Below are 24,254 nucleotides of genomic sequence, written 5' to 3'. Positions count from 1 at the left end.
AAGCGAACGCCCCGGCATCACTTTGGTGTCGGGGTTGCGCACCGGCGGACGCGCCCCCCGTGCTGTCGGTGGCTCCCGATAGGCTGAATGCATGACCCGTGCCGAGCAGCCAACGGCCCTTCACCCGGCCCCCGACGACGCCCTGGTCGCGGACTCCCGCGAGCGCGCCGTCCGCGCCCTGCTGCGCAGGCCCCAGCTCAAACGCCTGTGGAGCGCCCAGCTCGTGGGGGGTGTCGGCGACACCCTCGCCCTCCTGGTGCTGGTGCTGCTGGCCCTTCAGGCGGCGATCGCCGAGGGCTCGTTCGGCGGCGGCTACCGGGGCCTGGCCTTCGCAGTGGCGACCGTCTTCGGTACGCGCATCCTGGCGACGCTGCTCTTCGGCGCCGTCCTGCTCGGCCCGCTGACCTCGCTCACCTCGCAGGAGGGGCCGCTCGACCGCCGCTGGACCATGGTCGGTGCGGACGGAGTCAGGCTCGCCCTGCTCATCGTCGCTCCGCTGTGGATCGACTGGATGCCGGCCGATGCCCTCGCGATGCTCCTGGTGACCGTCTTCGTGACCGGGGTCGCCGAGCGCTTCTGGACCGTGTGCCGCGAGAGCGCGGCGCCCGCCCTGCTGCCCGCTCCTCCTCCGGAGGGGGCGACGGTACGACCGCTGCCGGACCACCTGGACGCACTGCGCCGCCTGTCGCTGCGGACGACCTTCGTGGCGATCCCGCTGGCCGGTGCCACGCTCCTGGCCGCCGGTCTGCTCAACAACCTGCTGGGCTCCGGCATCGCCTGGTTCGGCCAGCACCAGGCGGCCCTCGCCTCGTACGTCGCGGCCGGACTGTTCGCCGCGTCCCTGTCCCTGCTGACCTTCCTGGAACTGCCCGACACCCGCACCCCCCGCGCGCGTTCGCCGCTGGAGGGGCTGCGCCGTCCCAAGACGGGCACCGGCGTCGACAAGGGCCGTACCGGTGCGATCCCGTTGCTGGTGCCGGCCTGCGCGGCCGTCGCCGGGGCGATCGCGGCCGCCGTGGCCGTCGCCGTGCTGCACGCCAGGGACCTGGGCGGCGGCCCGGTGCTGTACGGGCTGATGGTGCTCGCGCTGACCGGGGGCGTCGTCGTCGGTATCCGTACGGCGCCCCGGGTGCTGGTCACGCTGTCGCGGCGCCGGCTGCTCGCGCTGGCGCTCGCCTTCACCGGCATCGCCCTGCTGGCCGCGGGGCTCGTCCCGGACGTCACCACCGTGCTGTTGATCGACGCCCTGGCCGGAGTCGGCGCGGGCGTGGCCGCCAACACCGGGCACACCCTGCTCGACCAGGAGACCGAGGAGTACCGGCGGGCGCGGACCACCGAGCATCTGCACGCGGTCGTGCGGGTCGGCGTGGCGTTCGGCGCGCTGGTCGCCCCCGTGGTGGCCGCGGCGATCGGACCGCACCGACTGGACAACGGCAAGTTCGTCTTCGCGCACGGCGGCGCCGCGTTCACCCTGATGCTGGTCGGCGCGCTGCTGCTGCCGGTGGCCGCGCTGGTGCTCGCCAAGGTCGACGACCGGTCCGGTGTACCCCTCAGGCACGACCTGCGGGACGCGCTGCTCGGCGGCGACGACCCGGTGACGGTGCCCACTGACGCAGGTTTCTTCATCGCCCTGGAAGGCGGCGACGGCGCCGGGAAGTCCACCCAGGCCGAGGCGCTCGCCGAGTGGATAAGGGCCAAGGGCCACGAGGTCGTGGTGACCCGCGAGCCGGGGGCGACCCCGGTGGGCAAGCGGCTGCGGTCGATCCTGCTGGACGTGTCGAGCGCCGGGCTCTCGCACCGCGCGGAGGCCCTGCTGTACGCGGCGGACCGCGCGGAGCACGTGGACACCGTGGTCAGGCCCGCGCTGGAGCGGGGCGCGGTCGTGATCTCCGACCGGTACATCGACTCCTCGGTGGCCTACCAGGGCGCCGGGCGCGACCTGTCCCCGACCGAGATCGCCCGCATCAACCGCTGGGCGACGAACGGTCTGGTGCCGCACCTGACGGTCCTGCTGGACGTGTCGCCGGAGATCGCCCGCGAGCGGTTCACCGAGGCGCCGGACCGGCTGGAGTCGGAGCCCGCGGAGTTCCACGCGCGCGTGCGGTCCGGCTTCCTCACGCTGGCCGCCGCCGACCCCGGCCGCTACCTGGTCGTGGACGCCGGGCAGGAGCCGGAGGCCGTCACCACCGTCGTACGGCATCGCCTCGACCAGATGCTGCCGCTGTCCGAGCAGGAGATCCGGGAGCAGGAAGAGGCTCGCCGCAAGGCCGAGGAGGAGGCGCGGCGCAAGGCCGAGGAAGAGGCCGCGCGCAAGGCCGAGGAGGAGCGCCTGGAGCGAGAGCGACAGGAGCAGCTCGCCCGGCTGAAGGCCGAGGAGGAGGAGCGCAAGCGGCGCGAGCTGGAGGAGGCCCAGCGTCGCGAGGCCGAACGCCAGGCGGAGGAGGCCCGGCTGCGGGCCGAGGAAGCGCGCCGGCGGGCCGAGGAGGAGCGGGCACGGCTCCTCGCCGAGGAGAAGGCCCGCGCGGAGGAAGAGGCGCGGCGCAAGGCCCAGGAGGAAGCCGCCCGCAAGCGGGCCGAGGAAGAGGCGCGACTGCGTGCCGAGGCCGAGAAGCAGCGGCTGGAGAAGCAGCGCAAGGCCGAGGAGGCGCTGCTGAGGGCGGAGGAGGCCCGGAGGCTCGCCGAGGCCGCGGCCGCGGCGGCCGAGGAGGGGCCCAAGCAGGCCGCCACTCCCGCGGCCGGGTTGGACGCGGCGACCGTGCCCACGCCCGTGGTGACGCCGACCAACGCGTCGGGCGGTCCCGTGGACGAGACGGCCGTGCTGCCTCGGGTGCCCATGGAGAAGGACGACGAGGATTCCTCCCCGCGTGGGACTTCCGGCGCGGCCGCCTCCGACTCCGAGGTGACGGCCGAGCTGCCGCAGCCGCCGGTTCCGCCGGGGGCGGCCGACGAGACGGCGGTGCTGCCTCCCGTGCCGCCGGGTGCCGCCGACGAGACCGCGGTGCTGCCGCCGGGTGCCGCCGACGAGACGGCCGTGCTGCCTCCCGTGCCTCCGGCGCCGGCGCAGGGGCAGGGGTCTTCGGACCGGGTGCCGCCGGGGTACTTCCGGGACGAGCAGCGGACACGGGAGCTGCCGCAGGTCGACGCGCAGGGGACACCTCGGCGCAGGGCCCGGTCGGACTGGGCCGAGGAGACCCCGTTGGACGATCTGCCGTCGCTGGCCGACGAGTTGCTCGGGCCGCACGACGAGGAGCACGGGGACGACCGGCGGCGCAGGCGCTGAGAGGTGCGTGCCGGTGGGCGGCCGCGGGGAAACCCCGCGAGCCCCCGCCCGGCACGCGGCCGCCCACCGGGCCCGGCCGGTTGTCAGTGCTCGCCCGCACAATGGATCCGTAGCGCGAGACATGACGAAAGGGCGGCGTGATCCATGACCGTATGGGACGACCTGGTCGGCCAGGAGAGGGTGAGCGAGCAGCTCGCGGCCGCCGCTCGGGACGCCGACGCCCTGGTCACCGCCGTAGCCACTGCCGCCCCGCCGCCCGAGGCGACGAAGATGACGCATGCCTGGCTGTTCACGGGACCCCCCGGAGCGGGCCGGAACCAGGCGGCGAGGGCCTTCGCCGCCGCGCTCCAGTGCGTCAGCCCGGACCGGGCCCTCGGCGGAGCGCCCGGCTGCGGGTTCTGCGACGGATGCCATACGGCACTCATCGGCACCCACGCCGACGTCAGCTCCGTGGCCGCCGTCGGCTCCCAGATCCTCGCCGACGACATGCGGGACACCGTCAGGAAGTCGTTCACCTCGCCGGCGAACGGCCGCTGGCAGATCATCCTCGTCGAGGACGCCGAGCGGCTGAACGAGAAGTCGGCCAACGCGGTCCTCAAGGCCGTGGAGGAGCCCGCGCCCCGCACGGTCTGGATGCTGTGCGCGCCGTCCATCGAGGACGTCCTGCCGACGATCCGCTCCCGCTGCCGGCACCTGAACCTGAGCACCCCCTCCGTGGAGGCCGTCGCCGACATGCTCGTGCGCCGGGAGGGCGTCGAGCCGGCCGCCGCGATGGCCGCCGCCCGTGCCACCCAGGGCCACGTCGACCGGGCCCGCCGCCTGGCCACCGACCCGGCCGCGCGCGAGCGCCGGGCCGCCGTGCTGAAGCTGCCCCTGCGCATCGACGACGTCGGCGGCTGTCTCAGGGCGGCGCAGGAGCTCGTCGACGCGGCGGCCGCCGACGCCAAGCAGCTCGCCGAGGAGACGGACGGCAAGGAGACCGAGGAGCTGAAGACCGCGATGGGCGCCTCCCAGGGCGGCCGCATGCCCCGCGGCACGGCGGGCGTGATGAAGGACCTGGAGGACCGGCAGAAGCGCCGGCGCACCCGTACCCAGCGCGACAGCCTCGACCTGGCCCTGACCGACCTCACCGCGTTCTACCGTGACGTCCTCGCCCTCCAGCTCGGCTCCCGGGTGGCGATCGCCAACGCGGACGCCGAGGACGCCCTGGAGCGGATCGCCCGCGGCAGCTCCCCGGAGACCACACTCCGCCGGATCGAGGCGATCGGCGCCTGCCGTGAGGCCCTCGACCGCAACGTGGCCCCGCTGCTCGCGGTGGAGGCGATGACGATGACGCTCAGAGCGGGTTGACCACGTCACTCGTACGAGGCGTTGTTCGTACGGACCGCCATCGGCAAACTGCACAGAGTTACTCTCGCCTGATGCACACCAGGCGCAGCTCACGCTCCCTCCGCACAGGCGGCACCCTTCTGGCCGCCGCGCTTCTCGCCTCGGCCTGCTCGGTGGGCGCCTCGACGAGTGCGGCCACCTCGCCCACCGCGAACGCCGACGTGGCCCTGGGCGCGCTGCCGCGGTCGACGCCGGCCGCCCTGTCGCCGTACTACGGACAGAAGGCGCGCTGGCACAGCTGCGGGGTCCCCGGGTTCGAGTGCGCCACGCTGAAGGCACCGCTCGACTACGACAAGCCCGCCGGTGGGGACGTCCGGCTCGCCGTCTCCCGCAAGAAGGCCACCGGGCCGGGCAAGCGCCTCGGGTCGCTGTTCGTGAACCCCGGCGGACCGGGTGGCTCGGCGGTCGGTTACGTCCAGGCGTACGCCGGGATCGGCTACCCGGCCGAGGTGCGGGCCCGTTACGACATGGTCGCCGTGGACCCGCGCGGAGTCGCCCGCAGCGAGCCCGTCGAATGCCTCGACGGGCGGGACATGGACACGTACACCCGGACGGACAGCACGCCGGACGACGCGCGGGAGACCACCGAACTCGTCGACGCCTACAAGAAGTTCGCGGAAGCGTGCGGCGCGCACTCGGCGAGGATGCTGCGGCATGTGTCGACCGTCGAGACGGCCCGGGACATGGACATCGTGCGGGCGGCCCTGGGCGACGCGAAGCTGAACTACGTGGGGGCGTCGTACGGGACCTTCCTCGGGGCGACGTACGCGGGACTGTTCCCCGGCCGCTCGGGGCGGCTGGTGCTGGACGGCGCCATGGACCCCTCGCTGCCCGCGCGCCGGCTGAACCTCGACCAGACGGCGGGCTTCGAGACGGCGTTCCAGTCGTTCGCGAAGGACTGTGTGCAGCAGCCGGACTGCCCGCTCGGAGCGAAGGGCACGCCGAGCGCGGAGGCCGGGCGCAAGCTCAAGGCCTTCTTCAGGAAGCTCGACGCGCACCCGATCCCCACCGGCGACGCGGACGGCCGCACCCTCGGCGAGGCACTCGCCACGACCGGCGTGATCGCGGCGATGTACGACGAGAGCTCCTGGGCGCAGCTGCGGGAGGCGCTGAACTCGGCGATGAAGAAGAAGGACGGCGCCGGGCTGCTGGTCCTCGCCGACAGCTACTACGAGCGGGACGGCGACGGCCGCTACAGCAACCTGATGTCCGCCAACGCGGCGGTCAACTGCCTCGACCTCCCGCCCGCCTACGACAGTCCGGAGGAGGTCGAGAAGGCGGTCCCGGCCTTCAAGAAGGCGTCCCCCGTCTTCGGCGAGGGCCTCGCCTGGGCCTCCCTCAGCTGCGCGTACTGGCCGGTCGGGCCCACGGGTGAGCCGCACCGTATCGAGGCACGGGGCGCCGCCCCGATCGTCGTGGTCGGCACCACCCGCGACCCGGCCACCCCCTACCGCTGGGCCCGCGCCCTGGCCGCCCAGCTCTCCTCGGCCCGCCTGCTCACCTACGAGAGCGACGGCCACACCGCCTACGGCCGCGGCAACGCCTGCATCGACTCCGCGATCGACGCGTATCTGCTCCGCGGCACGCCGCCCGTGGACGGGAAGCGCTGCTCCTGACCCCCTCCCCGGACCGACGACCAGCTCCGGACATCGCACGCCGGGGCTGGTTCGGAGCACCCTCGGAAACTGTGTAGACTTTCCGACGTTGCTGATCGCACCATGGTGCGGACGGCGCGCCGCCTTAGCTCAGATGGCCAGAGCAACGCACTCGTAATGCGTAGGTCTCGGGTTCGAATCCCGAAGGCGGCTCCATGACGAACCCCAGGTCAAGCCTCTGACCTGGGGTTTTCTGTATTCGTTCACCTTGGAATCCTGGCCAGGTCTGGTTTCTGTGACGAGGTCGGCCGTCCAACGCTCTGACCCGAGCTTTTCCAATCCCGCATCGTGTCGGGCGACGAACGGCAGCCGGGCATCAGCACGGCGTCCTCAAGGTGGGGAGGGCGAGGCGGCTTCCGACGGGCAGCCGGTGAGGCCGGCCCGGCATCCGTTCCCGTAGCCGATCGGGTTCTTGGACCCGCACTGAAGTCGCCGGGTTCGGTGAGGTCTTCGAAGGGACCCGCGTCGACTGTGATGTTGGTCTCACCGTTGCGGAGCGTGCGCAAGGGCGAGACTCGCTGAGAGGCGGGCAAGGCGCTCTCACAGGCTGTCCACGACTTCCACCTGATTCCCTCATGGATGGGGTGGCTGCGGACTGTAACTGCCCTGGGTGCAAAGCCATGTCGTGGAAAGCGCGGGCATGCCTATGGTGACGTCCGCTCCTGGAGGGACCTGACCAGTCCGCTCATCCGGGAGTGTCCGGCGTGTCCACGGGGGGAGCGCCTATCACTACGTGAGGCCCGATGTGCGGGTCTGACGTGTTCCTCCCGGGAGTGCGCCTGCAGCAGCCACCCCCTACAGAGAGGGATACGCGTGTCGCGTAGACCTGTACGGAAACCGGGCAGCCGCCCGAGATGGCTGGCCCGTTTGGCGACTCCGGTCGTCCCACTCGCCTCCCTGGCCCTTCTCGCCACCGGAGCGGTGCAGCCGGCTTCGGCCATCGGTCAGCATCCGCGTACCAGCGCGGTCGCTGACTCCTACGACGGGTTCGATGCCAAGGCCGCGGAACAGCTGCGCGGGGATCAGTGTGTGGGCGTCGACGCCCTACGAAAGGGCGGCCCCAACCTGTTCGCCCTGGCACAGGGAGCCATCGGGCTGCCGCCAGATCAGCTGCATCGGAAGCTCAACCGGGACCTCTACGACACCACGGATCCCCTGCACACGGCTTTCTCGGCCGACGAGGACAACAGCTCCCAGTGGCAGAACAAGGTCTTGGACCAAGGGCATGCGTTCACCACCGCCGTTACGGGCTTGCGTGACTACCCTGGTAAGCCGCAGGGAGCGACCGAGATCTACGACCGGATCGGGCTGCTCCCGTGGATCTACCAGTCGTGGGGCAAGGCGATCGACCTCTTCTCGCCGTTCTACGAGCCCTCACCCACCGCAGACGACGACACGAAGACCGCTGCGCTGACGATCGGCGACCAGCTGTACACCGCCGGGGGCACTCCGGAGGAACAGCAGGCATGGGCGCTGTGGAAGAAGAATTCCGGCAAGATCGAACCCAACACGCTGTTCGTTCCCCGGGTGTTCGCGGACGACGCCCGCGTCTTTCTGTCCTCAGGTGGTTTCCCCAGGACGGCTCCGGCCCCGGACAGGCCTGAGTTCCGTATCGCAGTCGAGGATCTGAAGACTCGTTTCGCTGCCTGCGGATGGCACGATCCGATCGACCCGAACCGGGTGCTCGGCAAGGAGGTGGCGCAGGCAACCACCGAGTGGCAGCAGGAGATCGTCTCTCAGGCCGCACAGCGCCAGCAGATCCTGGAGGCATCCGGCACCGCCACGAAGGCGTTGCAGGACGGCTCGTTCGCCCTGGGCAAGCTGCTGGGGCAGTCGTGGATCGCGGACTACTCCACCCGCTGGCTGGACTACTACACCGAGGGCGGCCTCAACTGGATCGGCGACGGCCAGCTGGAGATCCAGGTGCCGGGCGCTGCCGGCAAGTGCCTCGATGTCGCGGGCGGCGCCAAGACCAACGGCACCCCGGTGCAGGTCTATACGTGCAACGGCGGGGCTGCCCAGAAGTGGCAGCGGTGGGCCTCCTACGACGGCGGCTACACCCTGCAGAACCCCAACTCGGGCAAGTGCCTGGAGGTGATGAACGGCAGCACCGCCGACGGCACGAAGGTCCAGATCCGCGACTGCGGCAGCGGCAAGGCCCAGCAGTGGAAGTTCGACGTGCGCAGCGCAGGTCCGCTGGTGAACGCGGCGTCCGGCAAGTGTCTGCACCTGCCGACGTTCGACAACAGCAAGGACGCCGTATCGTCGGCGTGCAACGGCTCCGCCGCGCAGAAGTTCCGGATCGTCGCCAAGACCCACACCGGCAGTGCACCGGCGAAGGCCGATGTGGACAAGGCCAAGGCCAACATCACCGCTGCGCAGGCCGAGGCGAAGAAGCAGCTCGCCGTGGTCAAGGCGCAGTCGACCACCGCGCAGAAGGCCGCGACCGCGTCGGACACCGCGCTCCAGGCCGCCTACGGCATCGCCGACACCAACGGTGCCCCGCGGGGACGTGGTCTGCTGGTCGGCCTGCAGAAGGCGCAGGTCACCAAGGGAGCGGCCGCCGCACTCCAGGCGTTGGAGAAGGCCGGCGAGACCGCCGAGGCGGCGACCCGTGCCGCGGCTGGGGACAGCGCGACCATCACACAGCGCGCGTCGGCGCAGGCGGCACAGTCGAAGGCCGAGTTCCGCAAGGAGGCCGCCGCGGCGGCGGAGTCGCAGGCCAAGGCCGCGGCGGATGCGGCCAAGATGCACCGGGACAACGCCAAGAAGGACAAGGAGACCGCGGAGGCCAAGCTCGCGGTCGCGGTGAAGGCCGAGGGCGACGCGAAGGCGGCCGCCGCCGACGCGCACGCCAAGCGGCTCGCGGCGGAGGCCGAGGAGAAGACGGCCAAGGCGGAGAAGGCGACCGCCGCCGCCAAGCAGGCCGAGGCGGCCCAGCACAAGCAGAACGCTCAGGCCGAGGCGGCGAAGGCGAAGGACGCCAAGGACCAGGCGGAGGCCGCGGAGAAGACCGCGGAGAGCAGGCGCGACGACGCGGTCGCGGCCAAGGATCACGCCAAGGAGATGCGCGACGACGCGTGGGACGCCGAGGAGAAGGCGGACGCGGCCCGGGCGAAGGCCGACGCGAAGCAGGCCTACGCCGACAAGCTGGACGCGGGCGCCGCCGCCGACGCCGCTCGCGCCGCGGCGAACGAGGCGGACACGGCAGCAGACAACGCCGAGGCCGCGGCGGGCAGGGCCCGTTCGGAGGCGGACGCCGCCACGCAGGCCGCGGCCGACGCGGACGCCGCGGCGACGCGTGCCGAGGCGGCCGCGAAGCGCGCCCGTTCCGACGCCGATGCCGCGCAGGCGGCCAAGCTGAGGGCGGATGCGGCCGTCAGGACGGCCACCAGCGCTGCCGCGGACGCGATCACGGCTTCGCAGCACGCCGCGTCAGAGGCCAGGACGGCGGTGGCGCTGGCCGACGAGGCCGAGCAGCATGCCAAGGACGCCAGGTCCCAGGCCGACGGCGCCAACGTGGAAGCCGGCAAGGCGGTCGCCGCCGCGGCGAAGGCCGCCGGGTTCGCGCACGTCACCGCGCAGGCCGCAGTGGACGCCGGCAAGGCGGCCCAGCAGGTCGCCGTCCCCGCCAATGACGCGATCGAGCTCGGCTCCGCGTACGTGGACACCGACTCCGCGGCCGGTCTGGTCGTGCTGACGGGGCAGTCGACGAAGACGATCGCGGAACAGCAGCGGGCCGTCGCCGAGGCGCACGCCGCGAACGCGGCCGCCGAGGCCGATGCGGCCAAGAACCTCGCCGACCAGGCCAAGGGTGATGCGAAGGAGGCGTACACCCATGCGGCGAACGCCGCCAAGTACGCGGCCGATGCCCGCACTTACTTTAAGGAGGCACTGGGTTACGCGGCCGACGCCGCGAAGGCCGCTGCTGCGGCGCAGGCGTCGCTGGCCCGCACCATCGAGTACGACCGGCAGGCCGCCGACGACGCGGCAGCCGCCGACAAGGCGGCCGGCAACGCCGAGGGTTACGCCAAGGACGCCCGCGACTCCGCCGACGCGGCGGCACTCGACGCCGAAGCCGCCCGCTCCGCGGCCGCCCAGGCCGAACAGGACGCCAAGGACGCCCGTGCCGCCGCCAATCGCGCCGACGCCGCCGCGACCGAAGCCGAACAAGCCGCCAAGGACGCCGACAAGTACGCCAGGGAAGCCCAGGACGCCGCTGACAGGGCGGAAAAGGCGGAGGCCAACAAGGAACGCTCCGCGGGGTCGGGTACGGGTATCCCCGGCGTGTTCGCCGTCCCGGACGAGTCCACCGTCCAGATCGTCAGTTCACGGCAGATCGGCACCTGCCCGGGGTTGCCGGATGCGGCCTTCCAGGGCTGCAACGCGAAGTACGACCTCGTCGTCACCTACGAGGCCGATGTCTACCTGTGCACCGATGACCAGGCCCAGGCCACGGCCGACGGATGCCCGAAGCAGGCATGGCAGTTCCTCAAGCGGGTGACGCTGAAGAACATCAAGATCGAGGGTTGGACGCACCAGTTCTCCGGCAAGGACATCGTCCGCGCCGGATGGCAGAACCTCTTCGGTGACGTGGCCGGATCGATCCTGTTCTCCTTCTTCGCCGAAGACCTGATGGACTGCTGGCACGGCGACAAGACCGCCTGCGCCTGGAGCCTCGCCACCTACATCCCGCTCGAAGGCGCCCTCGGTCCGATCGCGCGCGCCGTCACGGCCCTCGACGCCGCTGCCAAGACCGGGATCGGTTACGCGGACGCCTGGAAGGCACTACGCGCCCTCGACGGGCTGTCCAATGAGGCCCTCGCCGGTATCGCGGCCAAGATCGGTAGAATCCTTGGCAAGTCGTGCGAGCGCAACAGCTTCCCCGGCACCACACAGGTGCTGATGGCGGACGGAACGACCAAGCGGATCCAGGACGTCAGGGTCGGCGACGTGGTGCTTGCCACCGATCCCGAAAGTGGCCGCACAGAAGGCCACACCGTCACCGACACCATCTACACGCCGGACGACACCGACTTCGCCGACATCACGATCGGCGCCGACAACGCACGGATCACCGCCACCCAGCACCATCTCTTCTGGTCGCCCAGCGCGCATCACTGGACCGACGCCGGCGACCTCAAGCCCGGCCAGACCCTGCGCACCGACGACGGCCGGACCGTCACCGTGGCCGGGGTCCACCGCTACCACCGGCTCCACTCGGCCTACAACCTCACCGTCGACGACCTCCACACCTATTACGTCCTGGCCGGCAGTACGTCGGTCCTCGTCCACAACTCGGCATCGGTGTGCGAACACATCGCGCTCGGCCTGCAGACGGTGGATGACGACATAATGGCTCTCGACGAGTTCGCCATGGAACGCGATGCTTTGACATATCACGATTGGCCCGGGAGTGGCCCGTGGTACAAGAAGTTCGAGGCGTATCTCTCTTCAGGATCCACGACAAAGATCTCGTTCAACCTGGACGGAATCGCTGACCCCCTCGCCGCGGCCCGTGCGGGGAAGACAGTCGATCCGTCTGGATTCGAAGGCCTGACGAACTGGGAGCTCTACAAAATCAGCCAGTCTCCGCAGGTGTGGGACAGGATCACCTGGTACAAGGGAGGTCGGGTAGATGCCAACCCCTTCAAATGATGGCGCAAGGTCCGCCGTCATGTTCACATCCGATCGGACCTTCAGAGTCTGGCGTTATGGGGTCGGGCATTCTCAGCTGCTCCTTCGCGCAGTTCCCGACAGCACGGACCCCGCTTGCCTGGACCTCCTTTTCGAAGGTGTGAGCGCCATGCAGTTGGTCCAGCAGTACAAGTCCATTGAGCTGTGCTCCGCAAGCGAGGCCGAAGCCCAAGAGATTCTCGCTTTCTCGGGGATCAGCCCGTCCGGCGGACAGCGGCATCTGCCTGTCGTCCTTCGGTCCACAAGCGGATCAGGGTTCGTGCTGTGCCGAAGCGTTACTGCTGCGCGCGGCGGAGAGGACCCCGTCGGGTCCGACCTCGACGGCGAGGACCGCCAGGTCATCTGGAGCAGTCGCCCGCAGGCGTAGACGGACGTCGAGACAGCGTCAACGAGCAGCGCCCCGCCACCGCACGGTGTCAGGGCGCTGCTCCGCCCGCGCCTCGGCCTCCTCAAGAAACCGGCCTCCTCGATCGCGGCCAGAGCCTCTTCGGTGATGTGGCGGGATCGATCCTGTTCTCCTTCTTCGCCGAAGACCTGGCCGAAGACCTGATGGACTGCAGGCACGGCGACAAGGCCGTGCCTGCCCGCGCTGCGCGGAACGCTGCAGGGCTTGCTCGTGGTGTCGGCGGCGTACGCCGTACCTGCACCTGTACCCGCATCGGCACCGGCATCGGTAAGGGCAAGGGTGCCCCCAGGATCGCCCCGCGCCCCCATTTACCCGTTACCGCCAATAACCGCCCGCCCGCTTTGGCGGTCCGCTGCCCTGCGTTCGCGGTCGCGGCCCGGCTAACGTCCCGGCATGAGGCGACGCAAGCGCATCGGAACGAGCCGCGCCATGTCCTTACGACGGGTGCGGGACAGGACGATCCAGCGCCGGGACGACGTCCGGCCCGGCGGCTGGCGCAGACGGTTCGGGCGCCGGGCCGAACAGGCCCGCCCCTGGCTCCAGTTCCTCGCCGACCTCGCCACGCTGCTCGCGCGGGTGGTGCGGTAGCCGGTCCGGTGACGCCCTCCCCCCCCCGTGACCCCGTGACCCCGTGTCCGGACGGACATCCGCCCTCCGGACCGTCACGATGGGTGCAGGGGACAGGACCAGCGCGCGGAGGTGCCGTATGTCAGGAGCCGGTTCGGCGGGCGGCTACTCCGCCACGCCCCTCGCCAGGAAGCTCGGCATCAAGGCGGGGCACCGCGTGCGGCTCGACGGCGCGCCCGAAGGGTGGGAGATCCCCGGTCTGCCCGACGACTGCGAGGTCGCCGCCGGCGGCTCGCCCGGCGCGGACGTGGTCCTGAGCTTCCACCGCGAGTACGCGCGGCTGGCCGCCGGGGCGGGTGGACTGGTCGCCGGCCTCGCGGACCATGCCGCACTGTGGATCGCCTGGCCGCGCAGAGCCGCCGGGCACGTCAGCGACATCACCGAGAACGCCCTGCGGGAGGTCTTCCTTCCGCTCGGCGTCGTCGACGTGAAGGTCGCGACGCTGGGGGAGGACTGGTCGGGGCTGAAGTTCGTGCGACGGAGGGAGAACCGGCGGGGGTGACACGGGGGCTGTTGGAGGTGTCCCGCGCCGTGCAGAAGCCGGCCCACCCGTGTCGGGCGTCCTCGTACCTGAGAAGTCCTTACTGTGAACGGCTAGCATCGCGCCGGTTGATGCCCGTCGGGACGACCGGGACGAGGGGACGAGGTGAGGACATGGGCGCGCCGAGGATCGCCGTGGCCGTCGTGACGATGGGGAACCGGCCCGACGAGGTCGACGCCCTGCTGCGGTCCGTGGCCAAGCAGGACGTCGCCCCGGCCCGGATCGTGATCGTGGGCAACGGCTGCCGGCTGCCCGAGTTCGCCGAACGGCTCTCCCTGCCCGGCGAGGTCACCACCCTCGACGTCGAGGAGAACCTCGGCTGCCCCGGCGGGCGGAACGTGGCCCTCGCCCGGCTGCGGGACTTCGGCGACGTGGACGTCGTGGTGGAACTCGACGACGACGGCCTGCTCGTGGACGCCGATGTGCTGCGCCGCGTACAGGAGTTGTACGCGGCCGACGAGCGGCTCGGCATCGTCGGCTTCCGTATCGCCGACGAGAGCGGCGAGACCCAGCAGCGGCACGTGCCCCGCGTCGGCGCCTCCGACCCGATGCGCGGCGGCCAGGTCACCGGGTTCCTCGGCGGCGGGCACGCCTTCCGCATGGCCATGCTCGCCGAGACCGGGGACTGGCCCGCCGAGTTCTTCTTCGCCCACGAGGAGATCGACCTGGCCTGGCGGGCGGCCGACCGCGGCTGGCGCATCCTGTACGCGCCCGAACTGCTGCTCCAGCACCCGAGGACCTCACCCGCCCGGCACGCCATCTACTACCGGGTCAACGCCCGCAACCGCGTCTGGCTGGTCCGCCGTCGGCTGCCCCTGGCGCTCATCCCCGTGCACCTCGGCGTGTGGACGGCGCTCACCCTGCTGCGGATCCGTTCGTCGAGCGGACTGCGCGCCTGGTTCGGCGGATTCGTCGAGGGCCTGCGGGAACCGGCGGGCGAACGGCGGCCGATGCGCTGGCGAACGGTGTGGCACCTCACCCGGCTGGGACGCCCGCCCGTGATCTGAGGGCCGACGGCCCCGAGGACAGGACGAGGATCCCGGTCGTTCACCTCCGCCGACCGGGACCCTCTCGCGTCCCACGGATCCGGCCGCGACGGCGACACTCCCCCGAGTTGCGCGTCGTACGCGCGCGCCCTCGGGCCAGATCCGATGTTGTGATCACATCAGGTGGCGCCAACAAGTCGCTAACATGTGGCCAACGCATCTACGTTTCGTTGTCCGCCGGTTGGCCTGAAGTCGACGGCGGTGATGGGGGACCGACGGTGTGCAACCGCGGGACGACAACGGATTCCGGCAGCGGTCGGCGTCGGACGGCTGGCGGGAAACCGCCGTGAAGAGGGCGGAATTCCGCCAGAAGTGGGCGGCGTGATGGGGCGCGGATCGCAGTCGGGGCTGCGGTTCGGACTGCTCGGGCCGCCGGTTCTGTACGCCGGCCATGACGGTCGCGACGGTCGCGACGGTCCGGGTCACGAGGGCCGTGACGGCGCCGGTGTACGGGTCGTCGGCAGCCGCAAGCAGCGCATCCTGCTGGCCGCGCTGCTGCTCGAAGCGGGCCGGGTGGTCTCCACCAAGTCCCTCAAGGAGGCACTGTGGGGCAGCACTCCACCCGCCTCGGCGAAGGCCTCGCTCCACAACCACGTCTCCCGGCTGCGACGGCAGCTCGACGACCCCGAACGGCTGCAGGCGGTGGCCCCCGGCTACCTGCTGCGCGTCGCGCCGGGCGAACTCGACGTCCAGGTCTTCGAGAGCCATGTCGCCCGGGCCCGCGGCGCGCACGCCGACGGGAACTGGACCGGGACCGTCCAGGCCTGCGCGGCGGCGCTCGCCCTGTGGCGGGGCGCTCCGCTCAGCGGGGTCCCCTCCGAACTCGCCGGATACGCCCTGGTGCAGCGCCTGGAGGAGGCCCGGCTGCTCCTCCTGGAGTGGCACTACGACGCCGAGCTCGCCCTCGCCGGCACCCGGCCGGACGCCCTCGTCCCCGAACTCTCCGCACTGGCCGCCGAACACCCGCTGCGCGAGTCCTACCACCGCCAGCTGATGCTCGCCCTGCACCGCACCGGCCGCCAGGCCGAGGCCCTCGCCGTCCACCGCGACCTGCGCACCCGCCTGGTCGAGGAGCTCGGCGTGGAACCGGGCCCGGCGGTCCGCGAGGCACATGTGGAGGTGCTGCGCGGGGGAGACGGCGGTGGCCGGGCCGACGCCGACCGGGGCGGCGAGACGGACCGGTCCGGGACAACCGGGCGCCCGGCAAAGACCGTCGGCTCCGGCGCGGCGGGCGAGCGGAGCCGGCCGGCCGCTCCCGGCGCGCCGCGCGCAGACGCTACGCGCGAAGATGCCCCGCAGGCCCGCACTCCGGTCCGCCCTCCGGCCCTCCCATCGGCGTCCCCGGCCCGTCCTCCGTCACCCGCTGCCGCCGACCCGTCGCCCCCTGATCCCGAGGCTCCCCTCCTCCTGCCCCGCCCCGCCCAACTCCCCCCGCCCCCGGGTCACTTCACCGGCCGCTTCACCACCCGGAACGAGCTCCGCCGTGCCCTCACCCCCGACGGCGGCCCGGCCGTCGGTGTCGTCAGCGGCATGGCCGGCGTCGGCAAGAGCGCACTCGCGCTGCACGTCGCCCATGAGCTGCGGGAACGTTTCCCTGACGGTCAGCTCTACATCAATCTCCAGGGTGCCACCCCGGGAATGACCCCCCTCACCCCGGCCCAGGCCCTCACCGCCCTGCTCCGCGACCTCGGCGCCGACCCGCGCAGCATCCCCGAACACCCGGACGCGGCGGCCGCGTTGCTGCGCTCACTGCTCGCGCCCACCCGCACGCTCATGGTGCTGGACGACGCGGCGAGCGCCGCCCAGGTACGGCCGCTGCTGCCGGCCGGCGGCGGCTGCGCGGTGATCGTCACCAGCCGCTCGCCCCTGACCGCCCTCGACGACGCCCACCGCTTCCCGCTCTCCCCGCTCTCGGCCGAGGAGAGCGCGGAGCTGCTGCGCGCGCTCTCGGGCCGGTCCGGCCGGAACGGAAACGGAGGGGAAGCCCCCGTCGGCGAGGGCGCCCCCGCCACCCCCGAATCCGCCACCCCCGATGCCGCCACCCCCATCGACGCCACGCACCCTCTCATCGAACTCACCGGCCGCCTCCCGCTGGCCCTCCGCGTCGTGGCCGCCCGCCTGGCCGCCCGGCACGCCCTCACCCCCGACGTCCTTGCCGACCAACTGGCCGCCACCGAGGACCGGTTGCGGCACCTGGAGTACGACGACCTCTCCGTCCGCCGCTCCCTGGCCGTCGCCCACGACGCCCTCGCCGCCTCAGGGCGCCGTTCCGACCGCGACGCCGCCCTCGCCCTGTGCCGCATCGGCGCCCTCGACCTGCCCACCTACGGCGTCCCCCTGGTCGCCCGCCTCCTCGGCACCGACGCCACCGACGAGACCCGCGCCGAGGACGCGCTCGACCGCCTCGTGGACGTGGCCCTCCTGGAGGAGACGGCGTACGGCCGCTACGCCCCGCACGGCCTGGTCCGCGACTTCGCGCGGGAACTCGCGCGCACCGGGCACGCCCCGGACATCGCCCGCACCGCCCTGCGCTGGTACGCGGCCGTCGCCGAACGCGCCCTGACCGCGATCGTCGAACCCGGCCTGGACCTGGAGGACCGCCGCCGCCCGACCGCCGCGCAACCGCCGGAGCACGCGGCCCACGTGCTGGCCATCCCGCCGTTCCCCTCCTCGCAGAAGGCCTTCGCCTGGGGCGAGTCGGAGCTGGAGAACATCGTGGCCCTGGCCGAACGGCACACGGACACCCCCGACGCACGCACCGCGGCACATCTCTCCACCCTGCTGCGCCTGCTCTGGCCCTTCCTCCAGCACAGCGGCCGGGTCGCCGAGACGGAGGTCCTCGGCCGGGCCGCGCTCACGGTGGCGGGGCGGCTCGGTGACGAGGAGGCCGAGGCATGCGCTCTGGGCGACCTGGCCGGCCTGCACTTCCTCACCGGACGGCACAGCGAGGCCCTGGCCCTCAACGACCGTGCCCTCGCGATCTGGCGGCGGCTCGGCAGGGACTCCTGGACGCGCCGCTGCCTCAACAACCAGGGTCTGCTGCTCGAAGGCCTGGGCCGGTACACCGAGTCGGGCGAGGCACTGCGGCAGAGCCTCGCCTACGCACGGCAGTTGAACGACCCCTTCGGCGAGGCCGTCACCCACAGCAACCTCGGCAACCTGTACGAGCACACCGACCCGCGCGCCGCGATCGAGCAGCACCGGCGCTCACTCGCCATCGGCGAGGAGACCGGCAGCGCGGTCGTGCGGCACTCGGCGCACTGCAACATCGGCCACGCCCATCTCACCCTCGGCGAACCGGCCGCCGCGGTGGCCCACTTCGAGGAGAGCCTGCGCATCCTCGGCAGCCCCGGCGACTGGCACGGCGAGTCGCAGACCCGCCTCGGACTGGTCCGCGCCCTGCGCCTGATCGGCCACGGCGAACGCGCCGCCGCCGAGTGCGCCGAGCTGCTGCGCCGCGCGGACGCCCGCGCCGACCGCTACACCGGTGCCCTCGCCCGCCACCAGCACGGACTCCTGCTGAGCGAGCGGGGCAGGACCGAGGAGGCGTACGAGCAGTGGCGGGCCGCTCTCGACGCGCTGGACGGCACGGACGACAAGACGGTGCTCCAGGAGCTCATCGCCCTGCTCGACGACTCCGGTTTACGGTGATCACTTCGCGTCCGCGTAGCACTCCACCACCGCCGTCGTGAACGGGAACCGCACCGGTGTCTCGCCGAACGTCAGCCGCCCGGCCAGCGCCGACGCCTCCCGGATCGCCGCCACGACCGCCTCGGCCTCCTCCTCGGGACAGTGCACGATCACCTCGTCGTGCTGGAAGAAGACCAGTTCCGCCGCCATCCCCGCACAGGCCTGCCGCAGCGCGGCGAGCAGCAGCAGGGCCCAGTCGGCGGCGCTGCCCTGCACCACGAAGTTCCGGGCGAACCGGCCGCGGGCACGGGTGTTGGTAGAGGCGTACCCGGGCACCCAGCCGTCCTCGCCGGAAGCGGGCTGTCCGGCCGGGTCGTCCTGGGGGATGCCCGCCTCCTCCGCGTCACCGGCCCCGGCCGCCGGCGGACACGTCCGTCCCAGCCAGGTCCGCACCAGCCGGCCCTCCTCGCCCGCGCGGGCCGCGTCGTCGACGTACGCCACCGCCTTCGGGAAGCGGCGTCTGAGCGCGGCGAGGTTCTTGAGGCCGTCGCCGGAGGTCTGGCCGTAGACCGCGCCGAGCACGGCGAGCTTGGCCTGGGCGCGGTCGCCGGAGAAGGCGCGGTCGGAGACGGACTGGTAGAGGTCGCTCTCGCGTCCGGCCACCTCCATGAGTCCCGGGTCGCGGGAGATGGCCGCCAGCACCCGCGGCTCCATCTGGTCGGCATCCGCCACGACGAGCCGCCAGCCGGGGTCGGCGACCACCGCGCGCCGGATGACCTTCGGGATCTGCAGGGCGCCGCCGCCATGGGTGACCCATCTGCCCGTGACGGTCCCGCCCGCGAGGAACTCGGGCCTGAAGCGGCCGTCCCGCACCCAGTCCTGGAGCCAGGACCAGCCGTGGGCGACCCAGATGCGGTACAGCTTCTTGTACTCGACCAGCGGCTTCACGGCCGGATGGTCGAGGGACTCGATCTCCCACCGCCGCGTCGACCTCACCTTGATGCCCGCCTGCGCGAAAGCCTTGACGACATCGGCGGGCAGATCGGGCCGCACCCGGCGCCCGAAGGCCGCGGACACCTCGTCGGCCAGCTCGGCGAGGCGCCGGGGCTCACCGCCACCGGCATACCGCTCGCCCAGCAGCTCGTGCAGCACCCGGCGGTGGGTCTCGGCGCTCCACGGCAGCCCGGCGCGGTTCATCTCGGCGGCCACCAGCATCCCCGCCGACTCGGCGGCGGTCAGCAGCCGCATCCGGTCGGGGTGCGCGGTGGCGTCGTGCCGCCGCTGCTGGTCGGCGTAGACCTCGACGAGGTCGGCCAGCGGAAGCCGGACGCTCTGCGGCTCGAACAGGGGTGACTGCGATCCCGGCTCCGCGGCGCGCAGGGGCGGGTCAGGGGGTACCGGCCCGCGGCGCAGACGGGCCAGGGCGGCGGCGGCCGAACGCGGCTCCCCGGCGCGCCCTTCGTGGCCGAGCAGGAGGGTCTCGGCGTCCTCGATGTCGTAGCACCGCTCCACCCGCACCCCCGCGGCGAGCAGACGCGGATAGACCTCGGCGGTGGACCGCCAGACCCACCGGGCCACCTCGGGCCGCCCCCGCACGGCCTCGGCGAGATCCCCCTCCCGCGCACCGGCCCGACGGGCAGCCCGTCGGCGCCGAGGGCGGCCAGCTCCACGCCACCGTCCTCGGCCGGAGCGAGAGCCCAGCGGTCCGTCATGCCTGCGAGTCTGCCAGGCACCTCTGACAACGGACCTTCCGGACATCTGCCGCTCCGGCGGAGTTCCCTCAGCTCTGCTCGTCCGGCTCGTCCCGCTCACCCTGTGCCTTCAGGTATCCCGCCAGTGCCTTGGCGATGGCGCCCTCCACCGGGCCCTTCTCGACGCCGAGGCCGGACAGGACCCCCGTGCCGTGCTCGAACTCCAGGAGGGCCAGCAGGATGTGTTCGGTACCGATGTAGTTGTGGCCCAGCCGGAGGGCCTCGCGGAAGGTGAGTTCGAGGACCTTCTTGGCGTCGGAGCCGTACGGGACGAGCTCGGGGACCTCCTCGGCGGCCGGCGGGAGCGCGTCGGTCGCGGCCCGGCGGACGGCGTCGAGGGTGATCCCCTGGGCGACGAGCGCCTTGGCCGCGAGGCCCTCCGGTTCGGCCAGCAGGCCGAGGACGAGGTGCTCGGGACGGCCCTCGGGGTTGCGGGCGGTGATGGCCGCGTTGTGGGCCGACATCACCACGTTGCGGGCCCGTGGGGTGTACCGGCCGAAGCCCTGGTCGGCGTTCAGGTCCGCCGACTCCTTCGGCACGAAGCGCTTCTGCGCCGCCTGCCGGGTGACCCCCATGCTCCTGCCGATGTCCGTCCAGGAGGCGCCCGAACGCCGGGCCTGGTCCACGAAGTGGCCGATCAGATGGTCGGCCACCTCCCCGAGGTGATCGGCGGCGATCACCGCGTCCTGGAGCTGGTCGAGGGGCTCGACATGGACCTTCTTGATGGCCGTGATGAGGTCGTCGAGCCGTACGGATGACGTGATGTCGGGGTTCGTCGTCATGTGTCAACCTTAGGTTGACAGTTGAGGGGTGTCAACCAGAGGTTGCCTCTCCTCGTGCTTCCGCCGCTACTTCGGAGAAGCCGCCAGCCGTACCGCGAGCCCCGTGAACACCGTCCCCGAGACGATGTTCATCCACCGGTTGACGCGCGCACTGCGCCGAAGGGTGTTCCCGAGCCGCCCGGCGAGCAGCCCCACACCGCCGTCCCACAGGAACCCCATGACCACGAGCGTGGTCCCGAGCAGCAGCAACTGCCCCGGTACGTGACCGAGCGACGGGTCCACGAACTGGGGCAGGAAGGCCACGTTGAAGAGGATCACCTTGGGGTTGAGCAGATTAGTGACAGCTCCCTGCCAGAAGGCCCGCCGCATGCCCGCCCCGCCGCCAATGTCCCCGCCCTCACTGGGAACCGACCGGTCCCGGAACGCCTTCACCGCCAGATGAAGCAGATAGGCCGCTCCCACCCAGCGCAGCACGTGGTAGAGCGTCGGCAGCGTGTGGAACAGGGCCGAAAGACCGAGCGCCGCCGCGACGGTGTGCACGAGCATGGCGCAGGCCACGCCGAACGCGGCCATCACCCCGGCGGCGGGTCCGCCCCGGCCGCCCATCGCCACGATGAACATCATGTCGGGACCGGGAGTGACGCAGAGCGCGAGGGCGGCGACGAGAAAGGCCGCGTACAGAGACATGTCCACCATGCGGCCATGCTCGAAGCGGCACGCGCGCGTGGGCGACCGATTTTCGGAGAGTGAGACGATCGCCCCGTGAGCAGCAGCAAGAACAGCGGCACGAACAGCGATACGAACGGCGGCCCGACCGGCACCGTGGAGCGCGCCTTCCGGGCCGCCCTCTACACCGATGACGACACCGCCCTGGACACCGGTGCCTCCCTCCTTGCCGCCGACCCCGCGACCGACGCCGAACTGGCCCGGCGCGGCGCCGAGTTCGTGGCGCAGGCCTGGCGGCGCGGCTGGCAGCCCGCCGACGTCGTACGGATCGTGCGGCGCGAACTGGACGACACACATGTGCGGCTCACCGCGGCCCTGATCCGCGCGCAGGCCCCCGGCGACCGCCCGCGCGGTCCCCGCTGGACGGCCCAGCTCGCCCAGCTGGAGGAGTCCGACGAGAACCCCGCCCGCGCCGACCGCTTCACGCACGCCACCGCCGTACTGGAGCTGTACCGCCTGCTGCTGCGCCTGCCCGCGCTGGAGCCGCTGGAGGACCCTCGGCAGGGGCACGGAGAGCCCAGGGGTGACGCCCGCATGCTCGGCCGGATCCGTGCCCTGCTCGCCAAGGCGGAGGCGACCGGCTTCCCGGAGGAGGCGGAGGCGCTCACCGCCAAGGCGCAGGAGCTGATGGCCCGGCACAGCGTGGACGAGGCGCTGCTCGACGCCCCGGGCGTCCGCGAAGGACACCCCCGGCGCCTGCCGGATCGGGGTCGAGCCGCCGTACGAGCAGGCGAAGGCGGTGCTGCTCGACGCCGTCGCCACCGCGAACCACTGCCGGGCCGTGTGGAACGAACCCTTCGCCTTCTCCACGGTCGTCGGCTTCGAGGGCGACCTGGCGGCGGTCGAACTCCTGTACACCTCGTTGCTGGTGCAGGCGCAGTCCGCGATGGCGAAGGCGGAGGCGGCCCAGCGGGCGGGCGGCCGCAGGCGCACCAAGACCTTCCGGCAGTCCTTCCTCGCGGCCTACGCCCACCGCGTCGGCGACCGTCTGCGCACCGCCGCCGAGGCCCCGGTGACCGACGACCTGCTGCCGGTCCTCGCCTCCCGCGAGGTCGCCGTCACCGACCGCACGGAGCGGATGTTCCCGCGGACCACCACGACCCGCCTGCGCGGTGTCAGCGACGAGGCGGGCTGGACCGAGGGCGCCCGGGCGGCCGACCGGGCGCAGGTCGGCAACCGGCCCCGGCTCAGTCCCCGGCCTGAGTGAAGGCGCCGACGGAGGCGGTCGGGTCACCGGCGTTGTCGGCCTTGCCCTGGACCGGCCCGTACGACCACTTGAAGCTCTTCTGGGTGTCCGCTCCCGCCAGGCCGATCGCCAGCGTCTTCACGTCGAGGCTCCCCTTGTCGCCGGCCTTGCCGCGCGTGTAGGTGAGGGTGAAGGTGGCGGCCGTGCCCTTGGCCAGGGTCACCTTCGTGGATTTCGCGTCTGCCGCGGGCGAAACGCTCGCCGACGAGTCCGCGCCGTTCAGGTCGATGCCGGCGAAGCCGTCCAGCGTGCACTCGGCGCTCTGGTTGGTGAGGGTGACGGGGATGTTGCCGGTGTCCCCGGCGGCGGGGGCCACGTTGGCAGGTCCGACCTCCACGTCCATGGCACCGATCCGGCACGTGGTGCCGTTGCTCGGGCTCGCGGCGGCGCTGTCCCCGCCGGAGCTGTCGCCGTCACCGGAACAGCCGGTCAGGAGCAGGGCGGCGGCGAGGGCGGTGACGGCGAGGGGGGCGGCGCGCATGTGAAGTCCTCTGGTGTGAGCGATCCGGTGCATGGATCATCACGCATCGCGGGGCACCGCGGTTGCCCGCCCCCGCCGATGTCGTTGCGCTACGACGGGAGGATGTCCTGTCGCTACGACCCGAGGCTCGCCGTCGGCAGCCCGCTCGGCAGCCCGCCGCCCTCGGCCCGGGTGTACGTCTCGGTGCCGATACCGCCCGACCACCGCACCTTGAGCTTGGTCCTGCTGACCGACACGACCGTCCCGTCGGCCCGGTCCGTGCTGCCGTCCGCGCACTTCAGGCGGATGCTGTCCGCGCTCGCGGTACCGCTGCACACCGTGCCGCCGGTGGCGAAGAGGCCGGCCTGGTCGCCGTTGACCAGCAGCGCCACCGCCTTGCCGCCGGTGGTGGCCAGCCAGCTGCCCGCGACCTTGCCGGACGCCGAGGACGACGTACCGCCGGAGGCGGAGGCGGAGGCCGGCGCCGAGGACGACGCGGACGTGCCGGAGCTGGGCGACGCGTCGTCGTCCGAGCCCCCGCCGCTGCACGCGGTCAGGACGAGCACGCCCGTCAGCCCCGCGGCCGCGAGCGCGGCCCGCCGAACCGACGTGCGCGAGAGGATCGCCGAAGTCACTGGAAGCTCCAAGCTGTAGCGGTCGGCCGGACGACCGCAGCAAGCTACCAGCACCACCCGTGAGAGTTACCAGGACGACTTGCGGACACCTGGCAGATATCCCGCGTGGGCCTGCCCGCGCAGATTCACCCGGGACAGTCCGAAGGCCCGGAAGTAGCCGCGCGGCCGCCCGTCCACCTGGTCCCGGTTGCGCACACGCGTGGCGCTCGCGTCCCGCGGCTGCCGCCGCAACTCCTCCTGCGCGGCGAGCCGTTCGGGGTCCGTGGACGAGGGCCTGCGGATGATCTCCTTCAGCTCGGCCCGCCGCACGGCGTACCGCGCGACGATCTCCCGGCGCTTCTCGTTCTTCGCGATCTTGCTCTTCTTCGCCATGCCGGTGCTCC

The 24,254-nt window shown here is 72.3% G+C and carries 14 protein-coding genes, 1 tRNA gene and 2 pseudogenes; 11 read left to right on the top strand and 6 right to left on the bottom strand.

The features are described from left to right. The first annotated feature begins 91 nt into the window (after positions 1-91). The 10 genes from tmk (at position 92) to RKD20_RS19810 (ending at position 18,292) form a co-directional block, all read left to right on the top strand. On the top strand, positions 92-3,280 hold the full coding sequence (tmk, locus tag RKD20_RS19855) for a dTMP kinase (RefSeq protein WP_424878880.1): 3,189 nt from the start codon (positions 92-94) through the stop codon (positions 3,278-3,280). A gap of 144 nt (positions 3,281-3,424) precedes the next feature. Beyond that, positions 3,425-4,630 carry a DNA polymerase III subunit delta' gene (locus RKD20_RS19850; RefSeq protein WP_424878879.1) on the top strand — a complete coding sequence of 402 codons (1,206 nt, stop codon included), beginning with the start codon at positions 3,425-3,427 and terminating at the stop codon, positions 4,628-4,630. 71 nt (positions 4,631-4,701) lie between these two features. Then, a complete protein-coding gene (locus RKD20_RS19845) occupies positions 4,702-6,285 on the top strand; it encodes an alpha/beta hydrolase (protein WP_424878878.1) in 1,584 nt (527 codons plus the stop codon). 118 nt (positions 6,286-6,403) lie between these two features. Further along, positions 6,404-6,480, top strand: a tRNA-Thr gene (locus RKD20_RS19840). Positions 6,481-7,191: 711 nt separating this feature from the next. Next, the gene (locus RKD20_RS19835) at positions 7,192-11,982 is read left to right on the top strand and encodes a ricin-type beta-trefoil lectin domain protein (protein WP_424878877.1); all 4,791 of its coding nucleotides are present in this window, start codon (positions 7,192-7,194) and stop codon (positions 11,980-11,982) included. 148 nt (positions 11,983-12,130) lie between these two features. Beyond that, positions 12,131-12,388, top strand: coding sequence for a hypothetical protein (locus tag RKD20_RS19830; RefSeq protein ID WP_424878876.1), 258 nt, complete (start codon positions 12,131-12,133; stop codon positions 12,386-12,388). Positions 12,389-12,820: 432 nt separating this feature from the next. Then, on the top strand, positions 12,821-13,015 hold the full coding sequence (locus RKD20_RS19825; RefSeq protein ID WP_351989406.1) for a hypothetical protein: 195 nt from the start codon (positions 12,821-12,823) through the stop codon (positions 13,013-13,015). Positions 13,016-13,133: 118 nt separating this feature from the next. Next, entirely contained in the window at positions 13,134-13,556 is a 423-nt protein-coding gene (locus RKD20_RS19820; RefSeq protein ID WP_424878875.1) for a DUF3052 domain-containing protein, read from the top strand. A 152-nt stretch (positions 13,557-13,708) separates the two neighbouring features. Further along, positions 13,709-14,602 (top strand): glycosyltransferase family 2 protein, encoded by an 894-nt coding sequence (locus RKD20_RS19815; RefSeq protein WP_020122606.1) that lies wholly within the window; start codon positions 13,709-13,711, stop codon positions 14,600-14,602. 363 nt (positions 14,603-14,965) lie between these two features. After that, positions 14,966-18,292 (top strand): BTAD domain-containing putative transcriptional regulator, encoded by a 3,327-nt coding sequence (locus tag RKD20_RS19810; RefSeq protein WP_424883271.1) that lies wholly within the window; start codon positions 14,966-14,968, stop codon positions 18,290-18,292. Here the strand turns inward: RKD20_RS19810 and RKD20_RS19805 are convergent. The 3 genes and pseudogenes from RKD20_RS19805 to RKD20_RS19795 all read right to left on the bottom strand — a co-directional run bounded on the left by RKD20_RS19805 (position 18,293) and on the right by RKD20_RS19795 (position 21,500). After that, a pseudogene (locus RKD20_RS19805) lies at positions 18,293-19,983 on the bottom strand (bifunctional 3'-5' exonuclease/DNA polymerase). 68 nt (positions 19,984-20,051) lie between these two features. After that, positions 20,052-20,804 (bottom strand): Clp protease N-terminal domain-containing protein, encoded by a 753-nt coding sequence (locus RKD20_RS19800; protein ID WP_424878874.1) that lies wholly within the window; start codon positions 20,802-20,804, stop codon positions 20,052-20,054. A 66-nt stretch (positions 20,805-20,870) separates the two neighbouring features. Next, positions 20,871-21,500: a LysE family translocator gene (locus tag RKD20_RS19795; protein ID WP_424878873.1), complete on the bottom strand. Its 630-nt coding sequence runs from the start codon at positions 21,498-21,500 to the stop codon at positions 20,871-20,873. A 66-nt stretch (positions 21,501-21,566) separates the two neighbouring features. Between RKD20_RS19795 and RKD20_RS19790 the strand changes: the two are divergent. Continuing rightward, positions 21,567-22,737, top strand: a pseudogene (locus RKD20_RS19790) (DUF2786 domain-containing protein). Here the strand turns inward: RKD20_RS19790 and RKD20_RS19785 are convergent. From RKD20_RS19785 to rpsN, 3 genes are all read right to left on the bottom strand, one after another. Next, positions 22,718-23,257 carry a DUF4232 domain-containing protein gene (locus RKD20_RS19785; RefSeq protein ID WP_424878872.1) on the bottom strand — a complete coding sequence of 180 codons (540 nt, stop codon included), beginning with the start codon at positions 23,255-23,257 and terminating at the stop codon, positions 22,718-22,720. The pseudogene RKD20_RS19790 and the gene RKD20_RS19785 sit on opposite strands and share 20 nt — an antisense overlap. Positions 23,258-23,370: 113 nt before the next feature. Then, a complete protein-coding gene (locus tag RKD20_RS19780; RefSeq protein WP_424878871.1) occupies positions 23,371-23,871 on the bottom strand; it encodes a hypothetical protein in 501 nt (166 codons plus the stop codon). A 66-nt stretch (positions 23,872-23,937) separates the two neighbouring features. Then, the gene (gene rpsN, locus RKD20_RS19775; RefSeq protein ID WP_424878870.1) at positions 23,938-24,243 is read right to left on the bottom strand and encodes a 30S ribosomal protein S14; all 306 of its coding nucleotides are present in this window, start codon (positions 24,241-24,243) and stop codon (positions 23,938-23,940) included. Positions 24,244-24,254 lie beyond the last annotated feature (11 nt).

Origin of the sequence: Streptomyces sp. SLBN-8D4 (genome assembly GCF_049739545.1) — a bacterium.
GTDB lineage: Bacteria > Actinomycetota > Actinomycetes > Streptomycetales > Streptomycetaceae > Streptomyces > Streptomyces canus_C.
This window is presented reverse-complemented; position numbering and strand designations above follow the sequence as displayed.